At 69.8% G+C, this 17,310-nt stretch carries 16 protein-coding genes; 8 read left to right on the forward strand and 8 right to left on the reverse strand.

Annotated features, from left to right (window positions below; genetic code table 11):
• Nucleotide 1: 1 nt before the first annotated feature.
• A complete protein-coding gene (locus tag FHT26_RS24270; RefSeq protein ID WP_168562662.1) occupies nt 2-1,180 on the reverse strand; it encodes an efflux RND transporter periplasmic adaptor subunit in 1,179 nt (392 codons plus the stop codon).
• A gap of 144 nt (nt 1,181-1,324) precedes the next feature.
• On the opposite strand from FHT26_RS24270, the gene FHT26_RS24275 reads away from it, so the two are divergent.
• The 4 genes from FHT26_RS24275 to FHT26_RS30565 all read left to right on the forward strand — a co-directional run bounded on the left by FHT26_RS24275 (nt 1,325) and on the right by FHT26_RS30565 (nt 5,401).
• Entirely contained in the window at nt 1,325-2,317 is a 993-nt protein-coding gene (locus tag FHT26_RS24275; RefSeq protein WP_168562663.1) for a LysR family transcriptional regulator, read from the forward strand.
• Nucleotides 2,318-2,415: 98 nt separating this feature from the next.
• A complete protein-coding gene (locus tag FHT26_RS24280; RefSeq protein WP_168562664.1) occupies nt 2,416-3,282 on the forward strand; it encodes an alpha/beta hydrolase in 867 nt (288 codons plus the stop codon).
• Nucleotides 3,283-3,335: 53 nt separating this feature from the next.
• Nucleotides 3,336-4,697 (forward strand): pseudouridine synthase, encoded by a 1,362-nt coding sequence (locus tag FHT26_RS24285; RefSeq protein ID WP_168562665.1) that lies wholly within the window; start codon nt 3,336-3,338, stop codon nt 4,695-4,697.
• Complete coding sequence (locus tag FHT26_RS30565) at nt 4,664-5,401, forward strand: 4'-phosphopantetheinyl transferase superfamily protein (protein ID WP_168562666.1); 738 nt, start codon at nt 4,664-4,666, stop codon at nt 5,399-5,401. Before FHT26_RS24285 ends, FHT26_RS30565 begins: the two co-directional genes overlap by 34 nt.
• Here FHT26_RS30565 and alkB read toward each other — a convergent pair.
• From alkB to FHT26_RS24305, 3 genes are all read right to left on the reverse strand, one after another.
• Entirely contained in the window at nt 5,382-6,038 is a 657-nt protein-coding gene (gene alkB, locus FHT26_RS24295; RefSeq protein ID WP_168562667.1) for a DNA oxidative demethylase AlkB, read from the reverse strand. The genes FHT26_RS30565 and alkB overlap by 20 nt on opposite strands.
• A gap of 10 nt (nt 6,039-6,048) precedes the next feature.
• Nucleotides 6,049-7,194, reverse strand: coding sequence for a hypothetical protein (locus FHT26_RS24300; RefSeq protein ID WP_168562668.1), 1,146 nt, complete (start codon nt 7,192-7,194; stop codon nt 6,049-6,051).
• Nucleotides 7,195-7,294: 100 nt separating this feature from the next.
• Nucleotides 7,295-7,726: a hypothetical protein gene (locus FHT26_RS24305; RefSeq protein WP_168562669.1), complete on the reverse strand. Its 432-nt coding sequence runs from the start codon at nt 7,724-7,726 to the stop codon at nt 7,295-7,297.
• Nucleotides 7,727-7,974: 248 nt separating this feature from the next.
• Between FHT26_RS24305 and FHT26_RS24310 the strand changes: the two genes are divergently transcribed.
• Nucleotides 7,975-8,124, forward strand: a complete 150-nt coding sequence (locus FHT26_RS24310) for a hypothetical protein (protein WP_168562670.1) — start codon at nt 7,975-7,977, stop codon at nt 8,122-8,124.
• Here FHT26_RS24310 and FHT26_RS24315 read toward each other — a convergent pair.
• The 4 genes from FHT26_RS24315 to FHT26_RS24330 form a co-directional block, all read right to left on the reverse strand.
• Nucleotides 8,118-9,731, reverse strand: coding sequence for a DHA2 family efflux MFS transporter permease subunit (locus tag FHT26_RS24315; protein WP_168562671.1), 1,614 nt, complete (start codon nt 9,729-9,731; stop codon nt 8,118-8,120). The two genes, FHT26_RS24310 and FHT26_RS24315, sit on opposite strands and share 7 nt — an antisense overlap.
• A gap of 42 nt (nt 9,732-9,773) precedes the next feature.
• Nucleotides 9,774-11,123, reverse strand: a complete 1,350-nt coding sequence (locus tag FHT26_RS24320) for an HlyD/EmrA/EmrK family protein (RefSeq protein WP_168562672.1) — start codon at nt 11,121-11,123, stop codon at nt 9,774-9,776.
• A gap of 49 nt (nt 11,124-11,172) precedes the next feature.
• Complete coding sequence (locus tag FHT26_RS24325) at nt 11,173-12,690, reverse strand: efflux transporter outer membrane subunit (protein WP_168562673.1); 1,518 nt, start codon at nt 12,688-12,690, stop codon at nt 11,173-11,175.
• Nucleotides 12,691-12,807: 117 nt separating this feature from the next.
• Nucleotides 12,808-13,296, reverse strand: coding sequence for a MarR family winged helix-turn-helix transcriptional regulator (locus FHT26_RS24330; RefSeq protein ID WP_168562674.1), 489 nt, complete (start codon nt 13,294-13,296; stop codon nt 12,808-12,810).
• 158 nt (nt 13,297-13,454) lie between these two features.
• On the opposite strand from FHT26_RS24330, the gene FHT26_RS24335 reads away from it, so the two are divergent.
• The 3 genes from FHT26_RS24335 to FHT26_RS24345 all read left to right on the forward strand — a co-directional run bounded on the left by FHT26_RS24335 (nt 13,455) and on the right by FHT26_RS24345 (nt 17,103).
• Nucleotides 13,455-15,236 (forward strand): ABC transporter transmembrane domain-containing protein, encoded by a 1,782-nt coding sequence (locus FHT26_RS24335; RefSeq protein ID WP_168562675.1) that lies wholly within the window; start codon nt 13,455-13,457, stop codon nt 15,234-15,236.
• A 117-nt stretch (nt 15,237-15,353) separates the two neighbouring features.
• Complete coding sequence (locus tag FHT26_RS24340; RefSeq protein ID WP_168562676.1) at nt 15,354-16,013, forward strand: YiaD family glycine zipper/OmpA-like lipoprotein; 660 nt, start codon at nt 15,354-15,356, stop codon at nt 16,011-16,013.
• 118 nt (nt 16,014-16,131) lie between these two features.
• Nucleotides 16,132-17,103 carry a thymidylate synthase gene (locus FHT26_RS24345; RefSeq protein ID WP_168562677.1) on the forward strand — a complete coding sequence of 324 codons (972 nt, stop codon included), beginning with the start codon at nt 16,132-16,134 and terminating at the stop codon, nt 17,101-17,103.
• The last annotated feature ends 207 nt before the right edge of the window (nt 17,104-17,310 follow it).

Consider the following 17,310-nt stretch of genomic DNA (forward strand, 5'->3'; position numbering starts at 1 on the left):
CTTATTGGCGAGCCGGTGCGCTGGCCGCATCGGCCGACATCGCGACGACTTCAGGCGCGACCGGCGCACCAGGGCGCACGCGCTGCAGGCCGTTGACGACGATGCGCTCGCCCGGCTTCAGCCCGGCACGCGCGACGCGCAGCCCGTCGACCAGCGGACCGAGTTGCACGACGCGGTACTCGGCCTTGTTCTCGGCGTTGACGACGTAGACGTACTTGCGGTTCTGGTCGGTGCCGATCGCGGTGTCGTTGATCAGCAGCGCGGCCGGGGCGCCGATGTCGGCACCGACCTGCACGCGGGCGAACAGCCCCGGGATCAGCGCGCCGTCCTTGTTCTCGAGCACCGCGCGCATGCGCACCGTGCCGGAGGCGGGATCGACACGGTTGTCGATGAAGTCGAGCCGGCCTTCGTGCGGGAAGCCGCTTTCGTTGGTCAGCCCGGTGCGCACCTTGACGCCCTTGCCACCTTCGCGGGCGGCGCCGCCGATGCTCAGGAAGGTGGATTCATCGCCGTCGAAGCTCACGTAGACCGGGTTGATCGAGACCAGCGAGGTCAGCACGACGCTGCTGTCGACCAGGTTGCCGACCGTGACCTCGGCCTTGCCGATGCGGCCGGCGAACGGTGCACGGACCACCGCGTATTCGAGGTTCAGCCGGGCCACCGCGAGCGCGGCCTGGTCGGCCTGCGCACCGGCTTCGAGCTGGCGGGCGCTGGCGGCGCGTTCGTCGAAATCGCGCTGCGCGATCGCGTTGTCGGCCATCAGCTTCTTCGAGCGCTCGAGCTCGGTGCGGCCGAGGTCGGCCTTGGCCTTCGAACTGGCGACCGCCGCTTCGAGGCGGGCCACTTCAGCCTGGTACGTGCGTGGATCGATCTGGAACAGCACGTCGCCCTTCTTGACCAGCGCGCCGGGCTTGAACTGCACCGCGTCGATCGTGCCGGGCACGCGAGCGCGGATCTGCGCCGATTCGATGGCCTCGATGCGGCCGGAGAAATCCTGCTGCTCGACGACGTTGCGCGACACGACGACGGCGACGCTCACCGGCGGGGCCGGCGGCGGGCCGCCGGCCGTGGCGGCCATCGCTTCACCGCCGCGCGAGCAGCCGGCCAGGGACAGCAGGGCAGCCGACACGAGCGTCAGCGCCATGGTCGACAACATCAGGGGGGTGGGTCGGAGGTTCATTGGGGGGTCATCCTGGAAAAAGCAGAGACGAATAGTCGACAGTCACCGGAATAACCCGATGCTGCGTTGCACCATGGAATGTATTAGTCTGTGAATCAGTTATAAAGTAGCGTTTCGCGGATTGACTGTTCAGGATTCAAGACAATGGACACCATCAAAGCCATGCAAGCCTTCGTCGGCGTCGTCAACACCGGTGGCTTCACCAGTGCGGCGGAGCTGCTGAACATGCCGAAAGCCACGCTGTCGGCCAGCGTCGCCGAACTGGAGGGCCACCTGAAGGTGCGCCTGCTGCACCGGACGACGCGCAAGGTGTCGGTCACCGCGGACGGTGCCGCCTATTACGAGCGCTGCGTGCGCATCCTCGAAGACCTTCGCGACGCCGAGGAGTCGTTCTCGTCCAGCCAGGCCTCGCCGCGCGGCAAGCTGCGGGTGGACGTGAGCACCGCGGTGGCGAGCCGGCTGCTGATCCCGCTGCTGCCGTCGTTCTTCGAGCGCTACCCCGACATCGAGCTGGAGCTGGGCTGCAGCGACCGGCCGCTGAACATGCTGAGCGAAGGCATCGACTGCGCGCTGCGGGTCGGCGAGGTGTCGGACCCGTCGGTGGTGGTGCGCCGCGTCGGCACGATGAACCTGGTGACCTGCGCGACCCCCGGTTACCTGGCGCGCCACGGCCGCCCGCAGCACCCGCTCGACCTGAAGAAGCACACCTGCCTGAACTATTTCTCGCTGCGCACCGGCCAGGTGTTCGACTGGGAGTTCGTGCGCAACGGCGAGCGGCTGCTGCTGCCGGTGGACAGCCCGCTGACACTGAACGATTCCAACGCCTACGTCGACGCCTGCCTGGCGGGCCTGGGCATCGGCCGGCTGCCGACCTACATGTTCCGCCAGTACCCGAGCTGCGGCGTGCTGGAGCTGCTGATGTGCGACTGGCTGTCGGACGAGATCCCGTTCCACGTGGTGTACCCGTCGAACCGCCACCTGTCGTCGAAGGTGCGGGTGTTCGTCGACTGGGTGGCCGAGATCCTGGAGCACCACACCGGCATGAAGATGTGCCACGAGGCGCGTGCCGAGCGCGAGAAGAGCGCCATCAAGCTGCCCAACAAGACGATGCAGCTGATCGAAGCGCACGCGCACTGAACATCGCGCACCGGGCGCTTCGAGAACTGCGCCCCACCTGAACGCGGGAGCGTGATCCGGGGATTCAAGCGAAGGGCGCCGCGGCCGAAGATCCGGCCATGCAGCTTCCGTATGCCCTCACCCGTGCCGGCTGGCCTGCCGCCGCGCTGACCGCGTTCGCCGCGGTCGCCGGCGACCGGCTGATCGACACGCAGCAGCGCAAGTGGATTTTCCGGCCGCAGAAGCGCAACCGCTGGTCGCAGGCTCGGGCGTTGCGCCGGCTGACCGACATGCACGAGGTGTGGATCGGTTTCGACTCCGCGCTCACCGGCCAGGCGGTGCGGCTGCACGGGCTGTGGCATCCGCATGCCGATGCGCAGGCGCCGCTGATGCTGTACCTGCACGGTGCGCAGCACGAGGTGAGCTGCAGCGCCGAACGCCTGCGCAGGCTGCAGCGCATGGGCTTCTCGGTGCTGGCGGTCGACTACCGCGGCTTCGGCAAGAGCGGCGGCGAGCTGCCGTCGGAAGCCAGTGCCTACGAAGACGCCCACGCCGCGTGGCGATGGCTCGCCGCCCGGCAGCCGGGCGCTGCGCGCTACATCTTCGGCCACTCGCTGGGCGGTGCGATCGCGATCCACCTGGCGTCCGAGGTCGACGATGCGGCCGGGTTGATCATCGAGAGCAGTTTCACGTCGCTCCTCGACGTGGTCGCGAGCTTCAGCCGCGGCTGGTCGGCGGTGCGCCGCTTCATCACGCAGCGCTTCGACGCGGCCCAGAAGATCGGCGCGGTGCGTGCCCCGGTGCTGGTGGTGCATGGCGACGACGACCGGCTGATCCCGCATGCGCTCGGCCGTGCGCTGTACGACGCGGCGGTGTCGGCCAAGCGCTTCGTGCTGGTGCCGGGCGGCTCGCACCACGACACGCATGCGGTCGGCGAGGCGCCCTTGCGGCAGGCCTTGAGCGAGCTGTTCGGGCTGCCGGCCTGAACTCGGGGCCGGCCCCGCATGTTCCAATCGGGGATTCCCGATCTGGAACCACCATGGCCACGCTGAAACTGAAGAAAGCCGCGGGCAAAGCCGCCCCCGACAAGCCGGCGCGTGCGCCGCTGCGCGGTGCCGGGTCCGGCGTGAAGAAGCGGCCGACGCTGGCGCAGGCCCAGGCCGATCGCGCCGAGCGCGAGGCGCGCTACCAGGAGCAGCTGCGACAGCGTTTCGGCGACCAGCCACCGGCCGAGTTCACGCGCCGCGGCGAACCGCCGCCGATGTCGCGTGGCAAGCCGCCCGGTCGCCCGACCGGCGACAACAAGCCGCGCCCCACCGGCCCGGTCGCGACGCGACGCGACGAAGCCCAGATGCAGCGCCCGCGCCGCGACCCGCTGCCGCCGGCGCGCCGCGCTGAACCCGGCGCGCAGCGGGGCGGCCCCAACACCGCGTTCGGCCGCCCGTCGCAGCCCGCCGGGCCGTTCGGGCCGCGCGACACCTCCTCGCGCAACCCGAACCCTCGCAACCCGCCCCCCCGCAATGCCGGTCCGCGCGACGCGGGGCACCGCGACGCTCCCCCGCGCAACACCGCCTTCGGCAACAGCCGCCCTGCCCCGCAGCGCCGCGCCGAGCGCTTCGAGCGCGACGACGACGAGCCGGTCTACCACGCCGAGCAGCCCGGCAGCCTGCGCCTGTCCAAGCGCATGAGCGAACTCGGCATCGCATCGCGCCGCGAGGCCGACGAATGGATCCCGAAGGGCTGGGTGCGCGTCGACGGCGAGGTCGTCAAGGAGCTCGGGTCTCGCGTGATGCCCGGCCAGCGCATCACCGTCGATGCCCAGGCTCGCCACCAGCAGGCGCAGCGCGTCACGGTGCTGATCAACAAGCCGGTCGGCTACGTGAGCGGCCAGGCCGAAGACGGCTACGAACCCGCCTACGTGCTGGTGAAGCCCGAGAACCAATGGCACGACGACAACTCCGGCGTGCGCTTCCTGCACACCCATCTGCGCGGCCTCGCGCCGGCCGGGCGGCTCGACATCGACTCGGTCGGCCTGCTGGTGCTGACGCAGGACGGCCGCGTCGCGAAGCAGCTGATCGGCGAGAACAGCGAGATCGAGAAGGAATACCTGGTGCGCGTGCAGCGGGCCGACGGCACGCCGCTGCCCGACAGCGAGCTCGCGCTGCTGAGACACGGCCTCGAGCTCGACGGCGAGCCGCTGCGCGAGGCCCAGGTCGAGTGGGTCAACGAGGACCAGCTGCGCTTCGTGCTGCGCGAGGGAAAGAAGCGCCAGATCCGCCGCATGTGCGAGGCGGTCGGATTGGAGGTGCTGGGGCTGAAGCGCGTGCGCATCGGCCGCGTGATGCTCGGCGACCTGCCGACCGGGCAGTGGCGCTACCTGCGGCCGGACGAGGCGTTCTGAACCCGCTGCCGTACACCGAGCTGGCGGCGCCGCCCGGGCTGCGGCTGTGGTGGCTGCGGCTGGACGAGATGCCCGATGCCGCAGCGCTCGCCACGCTGTCGGCCGACGAGATCGCGCGCGGCAAGCGCTTCGCGTTCGAAGGCCTTCGGCGCCGGCACCTGGCGTCGCATGTCGCGCTGCGGGCGATCCTGGCGCAGCAGACCGGGCTGCCGGCCGCGGCGCTGGTGTTCGGCGCCGGACCGTTCGGCAAGCCCTTTTTGCAGGCGCCGGCGGTGTGCGTCTTCAACATGAGCCACAGCGACGACGTCGCGGTGATCGCGGTGGCGCCGGACGCGCCGGCGGGCACCGAGATCGGCGTCGACGTGGAAGTGCTGCGCCCGATGCGCGACGCAATCGCGCTGGCCGGGCGCAATTTCACCGCGGCCGAGCAGCGCGAGTTGCTGGCCACGCCGCCGGAGCTGCGCGACCTGGCCTTCATGCGCGGCTGGACGCGCAAGGAGGCCTGCCTGAAGGCGATCGGCAGCGGGCTGTCGATCCCGCCGGATGCGGTGGATGCAGGGCTCTTGCCGGAACAGGCAGAGGTGCACGTCGCGCACGGCGGCGCGCATCACCGGCTGCAGCTGCATTCGCTGCCCGAGCACGCCGACACCGCACTGGCCATTGCCGTCGGCAACGGCGGCCCGCTCAGCGCCCCGCCCGCCTGAACGTCAGGTTGATCCGCGAGCACCCAGTGGCCGGGTGCTCGCCGTCGGCCAGCGGCATCACCCCATGGAAGGCCAGCCGCGCGGCGCCGCCCCACACGACCACGTCGCCATGCGCAAGCCGCAGCCGCTTCACCGGCTGCTGCCGCTGCGTGCCTCCGAACAGGAAGACCGCCGGCAGGCCGAGCGACACCGAGACGATCGGCGCGCCGTAGTCCGCTTCGTCGCGGTCCTGGTGCAGCGACAAGCGCGTGCCCGGCACGTACAGGTTGATCAGGTTGGCGTCCGGCTCGAAGCCGTCGTAGCCGGCGCACGCGGCCGCATGCACCGCCAGCTCGCGGAAGCTGCGCGGCATCGCCGGCCACGGCGCGCCGCTCAGCGGATCGCTCGCCTGGTAACGGTAGCCGCGCCGGTCGGACACCCAGCCGAGCGGCCCGGTGTTGGTCATCGCGACCGACATGCGCTTGCCACCCGGCGTCACCAGGTGCCTCCATGGCGCGGCCGCCAGCACCGGCTGCAGGTCGGCCAGCAGCTGGGAAGCCCGCGGCAGCGCGAGCCGGCGCAGCAGCACCGCGCCGTCGGCGATCGGCTCCTGCGACGGCGGGCCGTCGTCGATCGGATCGAACAGGTCTCCCGTCACTGCAAGCCGGTCACGGTGTCCGCTGGAAGCCGGCGTCCGGCATGAACCAGCCGTCGCTGACCGCCTTCACGTCCAGCGTCTTCACCTCGGAGGTGTAGCGCAGCAGCGGGCCGCCGGCACTGCCGCCAGCCGCCTTGCCGTCGCCGAGCAGCCCGCCCAGCAGGCTGCCGACACTCGGCGCCGAGGTGTTGCCGCGCGCGGCCGACGCATCGTCGCCGCAGGCCGTGCCGTCGGCCGTCCACGCGAGCGTCATCGCCATCGGGTAGCCACGCACCTTCTTCAACTCGTTGCCCCAGGCGGCGGTCGTCTTCGCGTTGGCACCGCCCATCTGGCGCAGCAGCGCGCCCATCGAACCCATCACCTCCTTCGGCAGGTACTTGCCGAGCGGGTGCTCGCCACTGGCCGAAACCGCGGCCGCATGGCGCGCCTGGAAGGCCTGCGTGATCGCCTGCACTTCCTTCACCGCGCCGACCTCGGGCGTGGTCCACAGGTCGAGCTGCACCCGGTTGCTGTTGCGCCGGCCCTGCGGATCCTCCAGCTCCATCACCCAGTTGAGCTGGAAGCGCTCGCTGTTGAACGCGCCGATCGCCTTGCGCTCGCCGGTGGCCAGCACCTTCAGCTCGTTCTTCTTCAGCACCAGCGGGCACGAGGGCTCGGACGGCTTGTCGGGCTGCTCGGGTTGCTTCGGCCGGTCGGGCTGCGGCTGTGCCGGTCGCGGGCAGCCGGTCAGCGGGCATTCGGTGTAGGTCTTCTTCGACACGTTCTGCGTCCACACCAGCTTGCGGTCGAGCCTGGTGATGTCGGACGAGCGCGTCTCGCCGGCGAAGCTGCGCAACAACCGGTTGTCGAAGCTCAGCACGCTGTCATTGCGGCGCATGTCGGCGCGGGTCTCGGTCAGCTGCTGGCCGCGCATGACCGGCATGATCGCGCCGTCGATCGCATACGTGCTGTTCAGCACCGCGGTGCGCGCGGCCGGCGCGGCGGTGGGCACCTCGGGCAGCGTCGCCGGCACGGCGGGTGCGGCGGCCGGCGCTTCCGATCCCGCGGGCGCCGGGGCCGCGCCGCCACCGAACGGGTTCGGCACGTTGGCGCAGGCCGCGAGCGCCAGCGCGGCGGCGACCGGAACGAGGCGCGCAGCGCTGTGGGGCAGGTTCATCGGATCTCCAGGGCTGTGAACGCGGCATCGTAGCCTCGGACGAGCCGGACAGGCGCGCCTGCGGCCTGCTTTTCTGTCCGTCGGGGAGGGCAGCGCGGACTCAGGCGAAGCTGCGGCACTCGGCCATCGGCAGGCCGCCGGAAGGCGGGTTCTCTGCGGCCAGCCACGCATCGGCCACTTCGGTCGAGCGGTCGAGGAAGCGCTCGACCCAGACCATGAAGACCTCGATGTCGAGGCCCGTCACCGGCATGGCCGACATGCTGAGCATCTCGCCGGTGTAGGCGTTCCAGCCGACTTCAAAACGCGGATCTTCGCGCTGGGCGCGGGACACGCAATGCCAGTAGCCGTCGTGCGCCGGTGCGGCGACCAGCGACTGGCCGACCTGCGTGCCGATGCGGATGCATTCGCAGCGCGCGTCGAGGAACAGGTCGACCGTGAACCGGTCGTTGCAGACGAAGCGCGCCTGGTCGGCCACCACATCGAAAGGGGAGCTGCCGATGCGGCGGGCGAATTCGTCCAGGAGGATCTGCAAGGCGCTCACGTACCACTCGCGCTGTGAAGGCTTGCGTCAGTAACTGCGGCGGGCGTTCAGTTCCATGCGCTGATGCAAACGAGCAGCCGGGGTGGGGGTCACATGTCTGCCATCGGCGGGTGAACCGATGACGCGGAGGCGTTACTCAGCAAGCGGCCCGACCAGGGCTTCGACTCCATGGCCACCTGACCGGAAAAACCATGTCTCCTGTATCGAACTCCATCCGCACATCGCACCCCGGCGCGGCGATGCCTTCCGAACCCACCACCGTCAACGGGTACTTCGCCGGCTACAGCATCACCCCGCAAAGGGCGTCGGCCCAACGCTTCCTGGAGCATTTCTGCCCGACGATCGGCATCGCGAACGGCGGCGAGCCGCCGTCCGAGCCACCTCAGTGAGCCCCGCCCCCGCCGCCGGCCCCACCCTTCTTCGGCCGGGTCAGCCACACCAGCCCGATCAGCAGGATGAACAGCGCTGACGACAGGTAGAACAGGTCGGTCGCCGCCATCGTGTAGGCCTGCTGGTCGACCAGCCGGTTCACGGTGGCCAGCGCCTGGTCGGGGCTGTAGCCGGCCGCGCCGAGGTTCGACAGCGTCTGCACCGCGGTGCTGCTGTTGCCGTTCACGCTCTCGGCGATCTGCGCATGGTGCAGCACTGCGCGGTTCTCCCAGGCCGTCGTGAAGATCGACGTACCGACCGCGCCGGCGGTGATCCGCACGAAGTTGCTCAGTCCGGCCGCGGCCGCCATCTGCTGCGGCTGCAGGCCCGAGAAGATGATCGCCTGCAGCGGGATGAAGAAGAACGCCATCGCCGCGCCCTGCAGGATCGTCGGCACCAGGATGGTGTTGAAGTCGGCCTGGGTGTTGAAGTGCGAGCGCATCCACAGCACCAGCGCGAAGCCGAGGAAGGCCACCGTGCCCAGGCGCCGCGGATCGATCTTGCCGATGTTCTTGCCGACCCATGGCGACAGCAGGATCGCGAGGATGCCCACCGGCGCCAGTGCGATGCCGGCCCAGGTGGCGGTGTAGCCCATGTACTGCTGCAGCCACAGCGGCATCAGCACCACGTTGCCGAAGAACACCCCGTAGCCCACCGACAGCGCCACCGTGGCCAGCCAGAAGTTGCGGCGGGCGAACAGTCGCAGGTCGACGATCGGGTTCTTCTCGGTCAGCTCCCACGCGAGGAAGAACAGGAAGCCGACGACCGCGACGACGCCCAGCGTGATGATCTGGCCGGACTGGAACCAGTCGAGTTCCTTGCCCTTGTCGACCATCACCTGCAGCGCGCCGACCCACAGTACCAGCAGGCCCAGGCCGACGTAGTCGAGCGGCACCTTCTGCGGCAGCGCGTCGCGGGTGCGGTAGATCGACCAGGTGAACATCGCCGCGAGGATGCCGACCGGGATGTTGATGTAGAAGATCCACGGCCACGAGATGTTGTCGGTGATCCAGCCGCCCAGCAGCGGGCCGACCACCGGCGCGACCAGCACCGTCATTGCCCACATGGCCATCGCGGTGCCGGCCTTCGCGGCCGGGTAGCTCGCGAGCAGCAGCGTCTGCGACAGCGGGATCATCGGGCCGGCCACCAGGCCCTGCAGCACGCGGAACGCGATCAGCGTCTCGATGTTCGGCGCCAGGCCGCACAGCCACGACGAGAACACGAACAGCAGGATGCTGGCCATGAACAGCCGCACCGGACCGAAGCGGCGGGTGAACCAGCCGGTCAGCGGTACCGAGATCGCATTGGCGACGCCGAACGACGTGATGACCCAGGTGCCCTGGTTCGGGCTGACGCCCATGTCGCCGGCGATGGCCGGGATGGACACGTTGGCGATCGAGCTGTCGAGCACGTTCATGAACGTGGCGAGCGACAGCGCGATCGTGCCGAGGATCAGCTGGCTGCCGGTCAGCGGCGGATGGGCCACCGGACGCGGCGGCGCGACCGGGGCGGGCGCAGGTGCCGGCGCGTCGGCGCCGGACACCGCATCGACGGTGGTGGATGACATGGAAAAGGCTCCGCGGGTCTGTCTGCTGCTGGCGTCCGAGGCTTACTGCTTGACCGGCGTCAGCTTCACCGCGGCAGCAGCGACGGCCGACGACGCGACCGTCTCGCCGCCGCTGGCCGCGGCTGCGGCCGGCGCCGCCACCTCGCTGCGGCGCGCCACCTTGGTGTCGGCCTTCAGCGCATGGCCGAGGTTGCTGGCGATGATCTTGCGCACTTCGCCATCGGCCGCCTGGTTGACGAGGTCGAAGACCGCCGTCTGCGCGACGGCCGAGCTGCGCTGTGCATCAGCCAGCATCTTGCCGTCGGTGTTGCTGACGTCGACCTTCGCGTCCATCGACAGGCCCACGCGCAGCGGGTGCTCGGCGAGTTCCTTCGGGTCGAGCGCGACCCGCACCGGCACGCGCTGCACCACCTTGATCCAGTTGCCGGTGGCGTTCTGCGCCGGCAGCAGCGAGAACGCCGAGCCGGTGCCGGCCCCCAGGCCTTCGATCTTGCCGCGGTATTCGACCTTCTTGCCGTACACGTCGGCCTGCAGCGTGACCGGCTGGCCGATGCGCAGGTTCTTCAGCTGGCTTTCCTTGAAGTTGGCATCGACCCACAGCTGGTTCAGCGCGATAACCGACATCAGCGGCGCACCGGCCTGCACGCGCTGGCCGACCTGCACGCTGCGCTTGGCGACGTAGCCGTCGACCGGGGCCAGCAGGTCGGCGCGGCGCAGCGCCAGGTACGACTCGCGCACGCGGGCCGCGGCGCGCTGCACGTTCGGGTGCTCTTCGACCGAAGTGTTGTCGGTCAGCGCCTGGTTCGACGTCAGCTGCTCGCGCGCGGCCAGCGAGGCCGACTGCGCAGCGGCAACCGCGCTCTTCGACGCGGCGAGCTGCGCATTCGCGTGGTTGAACTCTTCCTTGCCGACGGCGCCGCTGGCAACCAGCGGTGCACGGCGGTTCACGTCATCCTGCGCGCGGACCAGGTCGGCCTGCGCACGGGCCAGGTCGGCCTCGCGCAGCGCGATCTGCGCCTTCAGCGTCGAGTTGTTCGCGAACAGCGTGCGCACCTCGCGCACCGTCTGCGCGAGCTGGGCTTCGGCCTGGTCGAGCGCGACCTGCGCATCGGCCTGGTCGAGCTTCACCAGCGGCTGACCGGCCTTCACGAAGTCGGTGTCGTCGGCGTTGATCGCGAGCACGGTGCCGCCGACCTGCGGCGTCAGCTGCACGACGTTGCCCTGCACGTAGGCGTTGTCGGTCGACTCGTAGTGGTTCAGCACCAGCGCGTAGTAGGCGCCGTAGGCCACGCCGACCAGCGCGACGGCGGCGGCGACGGCGGTCAGCGCCTTCTTGCGGGTCGGGTTGCCGGCGGGGGTGGCGGGAGCGGTGTTGTCTTGCGGGGAGGTCATGAAAGGTTCTCCGGAGGTCTTGCTGTGTTCGTATGGAAGCGTGTCGGGATCAGAGCGCGGCTTGCGTGCTGCGCACCGGCGCGGCCGCGGTGGCTGCGCTGGTGGCGACATACCCGCCGCCCAGCGAGCGGATCAGCGACACCTGCGTGTCCAGCGCGCGCGCCTTCAGGTCGGTGCCCAGGCGGCGCTGCGCCAGCACCGTCGATTCGGCGTTCAGCACCACCAGGTAGGTGCCGAGACCGGCCTTGTAGCGCTGCGTCGCGATGTCGTAGGCCGCTTCGGCCGACACCTGCGCACTGGCCTGTTCCTTCTGCTGGCGCTCGATCGACTGCAGCGAGCTGATCTGGTCGGCCACGTCGCGCACCGCATCGAGCACCGCGGCGTTGTAGCTTTCGATCGCGGCATCGAGGTCGGCCGACTTGCCGCGCAGGTTGGCGCGCAGCCGGCCGCCGTCGAAGATCGGCAGGCGGATCGCCGGGCCGATGCCGTACTGCTGGCTGTCGGACTTCAGCAGGTTGTCGAGGCCGATGCTGGAGAAGCCGGCGAAGCCGGTCAGGCTGACGTTGGGGTAGAACTGCGCGCGCGCCGACTTGACGTCGCTGGTCGCGGCTTCGACACGCCAGCGCGCGGCGCTGATGTCGGCACGTCGGCCCAGCAGGTCGGCCGGCACGTTGGCCGGCAGCGGCACCGCCTGCACCGGCTGCAGGCGCGGGCTCAGCGTGTCGAGCGCGTTCGGTGCCTGCGCCGTCAGCGCCGCCAGCGCATGGCGGGTCAGCGCGATCTGCTCGTCCAGTGCTTCGACCTGCTGGCGGGTCTCGGGCAACGCGCCCTCGCCCTGGCGCAACTCGACGGTGGTGTCGAGCCCGGCCTGCACGCGCTGGCGGATCAGCGACAGGATGTCGTCGCGCTGCTGCAGCGAACGGGTGGCGACGTCGCGCTGCTCGAGCAGGCGCGCCAGCTGCACGTAGTTGCGCGACACGTTGGCGGCCAGCAGCACGCGCGCGGCCTGCAGTTCGGCCTCTTGCGCCCGCTGGCTGCCGACAGCGGCGGCCAGTGCAGCGCGGTTGCGGCCGAAGAAATCGAACTCCCACGATGCCGCGGCCTGCAACGTGGCCGTGGTCTGCATCGTGCCGCCGATCGGAGGCGGCACCAGGCCGGTCTCGGTGAAGCGCTGGCGCGTCGCGTCGAACTGGCCGGTGACCTGCAGCCCATCGGCCGCGGCGACGTTGTCGATCGCCGCCTGGGCCCGCGTGATGCGGGCCTGCGCCACCCGCAGGTTCGGGCTGCCGGTCAGCGCCTTGTCGACGAGGCCGTTCAGCGAGCTGTCGCCGAACGATTGCCACCAGCTGGCGTTGACCGCGGCCTCGCTCGATCCGGAGGCGCCAGCGGCATCGGCCAGGCCGACCGCGGCCGGCTCGACCAGCTTCGCACTCGGCGCAATGCCGTTGGTGCTGGCGCAACCAGCCAAGGTCAGCACCAGCGTGGAGGCCAGCGCCACCACCAGCGCGGTCAGCGCCGGCAGCTCGCGGTGGTTGCGCAGGGTCTGCAGGGAAGGAATCGCGGACATGAGACCAGACTTTCTGTCAGATGATTGTTTCGGCTGTATTTGCTCAGGCAAGCATTGGGACGACATGGTCCACCTCGTTCAACTTTTCGTTTGTCTTGGGGGCTGGCGCGGCGGACCTCAGGTCTCGTCGCGCAATGCCTCTCCGTTGGCCAGCATGCGCTGCAGGTAAATCTTCAGCGCCTGCCATTCGGTCTTCGAGAAACCCGCCAGATGGGCGTTGAGCACCTCGGCCAGCACGGCAGGCACCTCGGCGATCGAGGCCTCGCCTTCCGGCGTCAGTTCGATCTGGACGACGCGGCGGTCTTCGGTGCTGCGCACCCGCTTGCACAGGCCCTTGCGTTCCAGCCGGTCCAGCAGGCGCGTGGTCGCGCCGGCATCGGACTGCAGCCAGCGCGCCAGCTCGGCGACCGTCGCCTTGCCCTGGCCCGAATGGAACACCTTGAACAGCGGGCCCCACTGCGCACTGGTCAGCCCGTGCGCGCCGAGCTTCAGGTCGACCTGGCTGCTGATCGACAGCATGATCCGCTTCATCAGGTAGCCCACGCTCTCCTCGGCGCAGTACGCGTCGCGGTTGTAGAAATCGGCGGGGACGGGGCTGCGGCTCATGGCGGTCGGATGGGAGTCCGTTGGCTATCTCGATGCCTGGACTTTATTTGCTTAGGCAGTCATTGTCAAGGCCGCCTTTGCCCTGGCCACGGTCGGCCGGTGTTGGGCTACAGTGCGTGGCGGTTTTTTGCCACACCTGCCTCTCCGGCCCCCCTCCCATGCCCACCTCCCCCACCCCGGCGCCCGGCCGCGACGTCCGATCCCTCAGCGGGTTGATGCCTTTCCTGCGGCCGTACTGGGGACGCATCGGGCTGGCGGTCGTTTTCCTGGTGATGGCCGCGGTGGCTACGCTGGTGTTCCCCGCCGCGCTGAAATCGCTGATCGACCAGGGGCTGGTGGCCGCCGACCCCGGCCAGCGGCTGCTGGCGCTGCGCGGCCACTTCTTCGCGCTGTTCGGCGTCGGCGCGGCGCTCGGCGTGTTCTCGGCGGCGCGCTTCTACATGGTGACCTGGCTCGGCGAGCGGGTCACGGCCGACCTGCGCAGCGCCGTCTACGCCCACGTGATCGAGCAGAGCCCGGAGTTCTTCGAGACCACGCAGACCGGCGAGGTGCTGTCGCGCCTCACCACCGACACCACGCTGGTGCAGACCGTCGTCGGCTCCAGCCTCAGCATGGGCCTGCGCAACACGGTGATGGGCCTGGGCGCGATGCTGATGCTGATCATCACGAACCCGCTGGTGATGACGCAGGTGCTCGGCATCCTGGTGATCGTGGTGCTGCCGTCGCTGTACTTCGGGCGGCGCGTGCGCAAGCTGTCGCGCGCCAGCCAGGACCGCGTCGCCGATTCGAGCGCGATCGCCGCCGAGGTGCTGAACGCGGTGCCGGTGGTGCAAAGCTACACGCAGGAAGCCCGCGAGGCGCGGCGCTTCAGCGATTCGACCGAGAACGCCTTCGCGACCGCGGTGCGCCGCACGCGCGTGCGCTCGGGCCTGGTCGCCTTCATCATCACCGCCACCTTCGGCGCGCTGCTGTGGGGCCTGTACCAGGGCACGCAGGCGGTGATCGCCGGGCAGATCAGTGCCGGCCACCTGGGGCAGACGGTGGTCTACGTGATCATCCTCGTCAGCTCGGTCGCGGTGCTGGCCGAGGTGTACGGCGACCTGCTGCGCGCCGCCGGCGCCACCGAGCGGCTGATGGAGTTGCTGGCCACGCGCTCGCCGATCGGCTCGCCGGCGCAGCCGCTGGCGCTGCCGGCGACGCGCGGCGGCTCGGCGGTGGCGCTCGACGGCGTCAGCTTCCGTTACCCGTCGCGGCCGCTGCATGCGGCGCTGGCCGATTTCACGCTGCAGGTGCGGCCGGGCGAGACGGTCGCGCTGGTCGGGCCGAGCGGTGCCGGCAAGAGCACGGTGTTCCAGCTGCTGCTGCGCTTCTACGACGTGGCCGAGGGCCGGATCGCGGTCGATGGCGTCAGCGTGCGCGACACCGCGCTGCAGGCGCTGCGCCAGCGCATCGGCATCGTGCCGCAGGACAGCGTGATCTTCTCGGCCAATGCGCTCGAGAACATCCGCTACGGCCGGCCCGACGCCAGCGACGACGAAGTCATCGCCGCCGCGCGCGCCGCTTTCGCGCACGACTTCATCAGCGCGCTGCCCGAGGGCTACCAGACCTTCCTCGGCGAGCGCGGCGTGCGGCTGTCGGGCGGCCAGCGGCAGCGCATCAGCATCGCGCGGGCGATGCTGAAGAACCCGCCGCTGCTGCTGCTCGACGAGGCCACCAGCGCGCTCGACGCCGAAAGCGAGCGCATGGTGCAGGCCGCGCTCGAATCGGCGATGAAGGACCGCACGACGCTCGTCATCGCGCACCGGCTGGCCACGGTGCAGCGCGCCGACCGCATCGTCGTGATGGAGCACGGGCGCATCGTCGAAACCGGCACGCATGCGGAACTGGCGGCGGCCGGCGGGCTCTATGCACGGCTGGCTGCGCTGCAGTTCGATCTCTGACCCACGCCTGTCAGCGCACGCCGACATCAACTGTTACCGACGGCCGACAGACACCTGCAACATGCGCGACCGATACTCGCGATCCGCTCGCGCGCGAGATTTTTTCAGGAGAAGACCATGAACATCCTCAACTTCCGATCGGCTGCGCTGGTGCTCAGCGCCACGGCCGTGCTGCTGGCCGGCTGCCAGAACATGAGCGAGACCCAGAAGGGCACGGCCATCGGCGCCGGTGCAGGCGCCGCAGCCGGCGCCGTGCTCGGCAAGGTGACCGGCGGCAAGGCCGGCACCGGTGCGGTGATCGGCGGCGCGCTCGGCGCCGTGGCCGGCAACATCTGGTCGAAGCGCCAGGAAGAACGCCGCGCCCAGATGGAGCAGGCGACCAAGGGCACCGGCGTCGAGGTGACCCGCACCGCCGACAACCAGCTGAAGCTGAACGTGCCGAACGATGTGTCGTTCTCGACCGGCAGCGCCACGATCAAGCCCGAGCTGCGCGCCGTGCTCGACCCGTTCGCCGAGAGCCTGAAGAACGACCCGAACGTGCGCCTGAGCATCGTCGGCCACACCGACAACACCGGCTCCGACGCGATCAACAACCCGCTGTCGCTGGAGCGCGCCCACAGCGTGCGCGACTACCTGAGCACGCGCGGTGTGGCCGCGAGCCGCATCGAGACCGCCGGCCACGGCGAGCGTGAGCCGGTGGCCGACAACAGCACCGAGGCCGGCCGCGCGAAGAACCGCCGCGTCGAGCTCTTCCTGCGCGAGCCTGGGCAGGGCTGACCAGCGCAAGCGCAGCGACGCGCCCACCAAGCAACTCCCGCGGAACCGGCTTTGCCGGGCCGCTGGGAGGCGCCCCTCGGGGGCAGGAGCGTAGCGACTGGGGGGCACAATACTTTCCATGAAACAGTACCTCGACCTCGTCCAGAGCATCTTCGACCACGGCAGCTGGCAGGACAACCGCACCGGCGTGCGCACGCTGAGCATCCCCGGCGCGACGCTGCGCTTCGACCTGCAGCAGGGCTTTCCGGCGGTGACGACGAAGAAGCTCGCGTTCAAGTCGGCGGTCGGCGAACTGGTGGGCTTCCTGCGCGGCAGCCGCAATGCGGCGGAGTTCCGCGACCTGGGCTGCAAGGTCTGGGACCAGAATGCGAACGACAACGCGCAGTGGCTGGCCAACCCCTACCGCCTGGGCGCCGACGACCTCGGCCCGGTGTACGGCGTCCAATGGCGCAACTGGCCGGCCTACAAGGTGATCGACGCGACGCAGACCGCGCAGATCGACGACGCGATCGCGCGCGGCTACCAGTTCACCGCAGTGTTCGACGACGGCGAGGCCGAGCGCGTGCTGCTGTACAAGGCGATCGACCAGCTGCGCCAGTGCCTCGACACCATCATCAAGGACCCCGGCAGCCGGCGCATCCTGTTCCACGGCTGGAACTGGGCGCAGCTCGACGAGATGGCGCTGCCGCCCTGCCACCTGCTGTACCAGTTCCTGGTCAGCCAGGAAAAGCGCGAGATCTCGCTGTGCCTGTACATCCGCAGCAACGACGTCGGCCTGGGCACGCCGTTCAACCTGACCGAGGGCGCGGCGCTGTTGCACCTGGTCGGGCGGCTCACTGGCTACACGCCGCGCTGGTTCACCTACTTCATCGGCGATGCGCACATCTACGAGACGCACGTCGACATGCTGCGCGAGCAGCTGACGCGCACGCCGTTCGCATCGCCACGCTTGCAGTTGTCGGACCGCATTCCGGATTTCGCGAAGACCGGGCGCTACGAGCCGGAGTGGCTCGAGAAGGTCGAGCCGTCGGACTTCGCGCTGGTGGGGTATGAGCACCATGCGCCGTTGACGGCGCCGATGGCGGTCTGATCCGAAACTGACAAACACGTCATCTGCCTGACAGGTTCCTGTCCGGCGTGGGTTTCTACGATGCGGGCCTTTTACCCCCTCGGAGAAAACTCGAATGAAGTTCACCACCTTGGCCGTGACCGCGGTTGCATTGGCCGCATCGGCCGCTGCCAACGCGCAAGACGCACAACAATCCACCACCAACGTGACGCTGTACGGCGTGGCCGA

The sequence above is a fragment of the Rhizobacter sp. SG703 genome, from assembly GCF_012275445.1.
Classification (GTDB): domain Bacteria; phylum Pseudomonadota; class Gammaproteobacteria; order Burkholderiales; family Burkholderiaceae_C; genus Rhizobacter.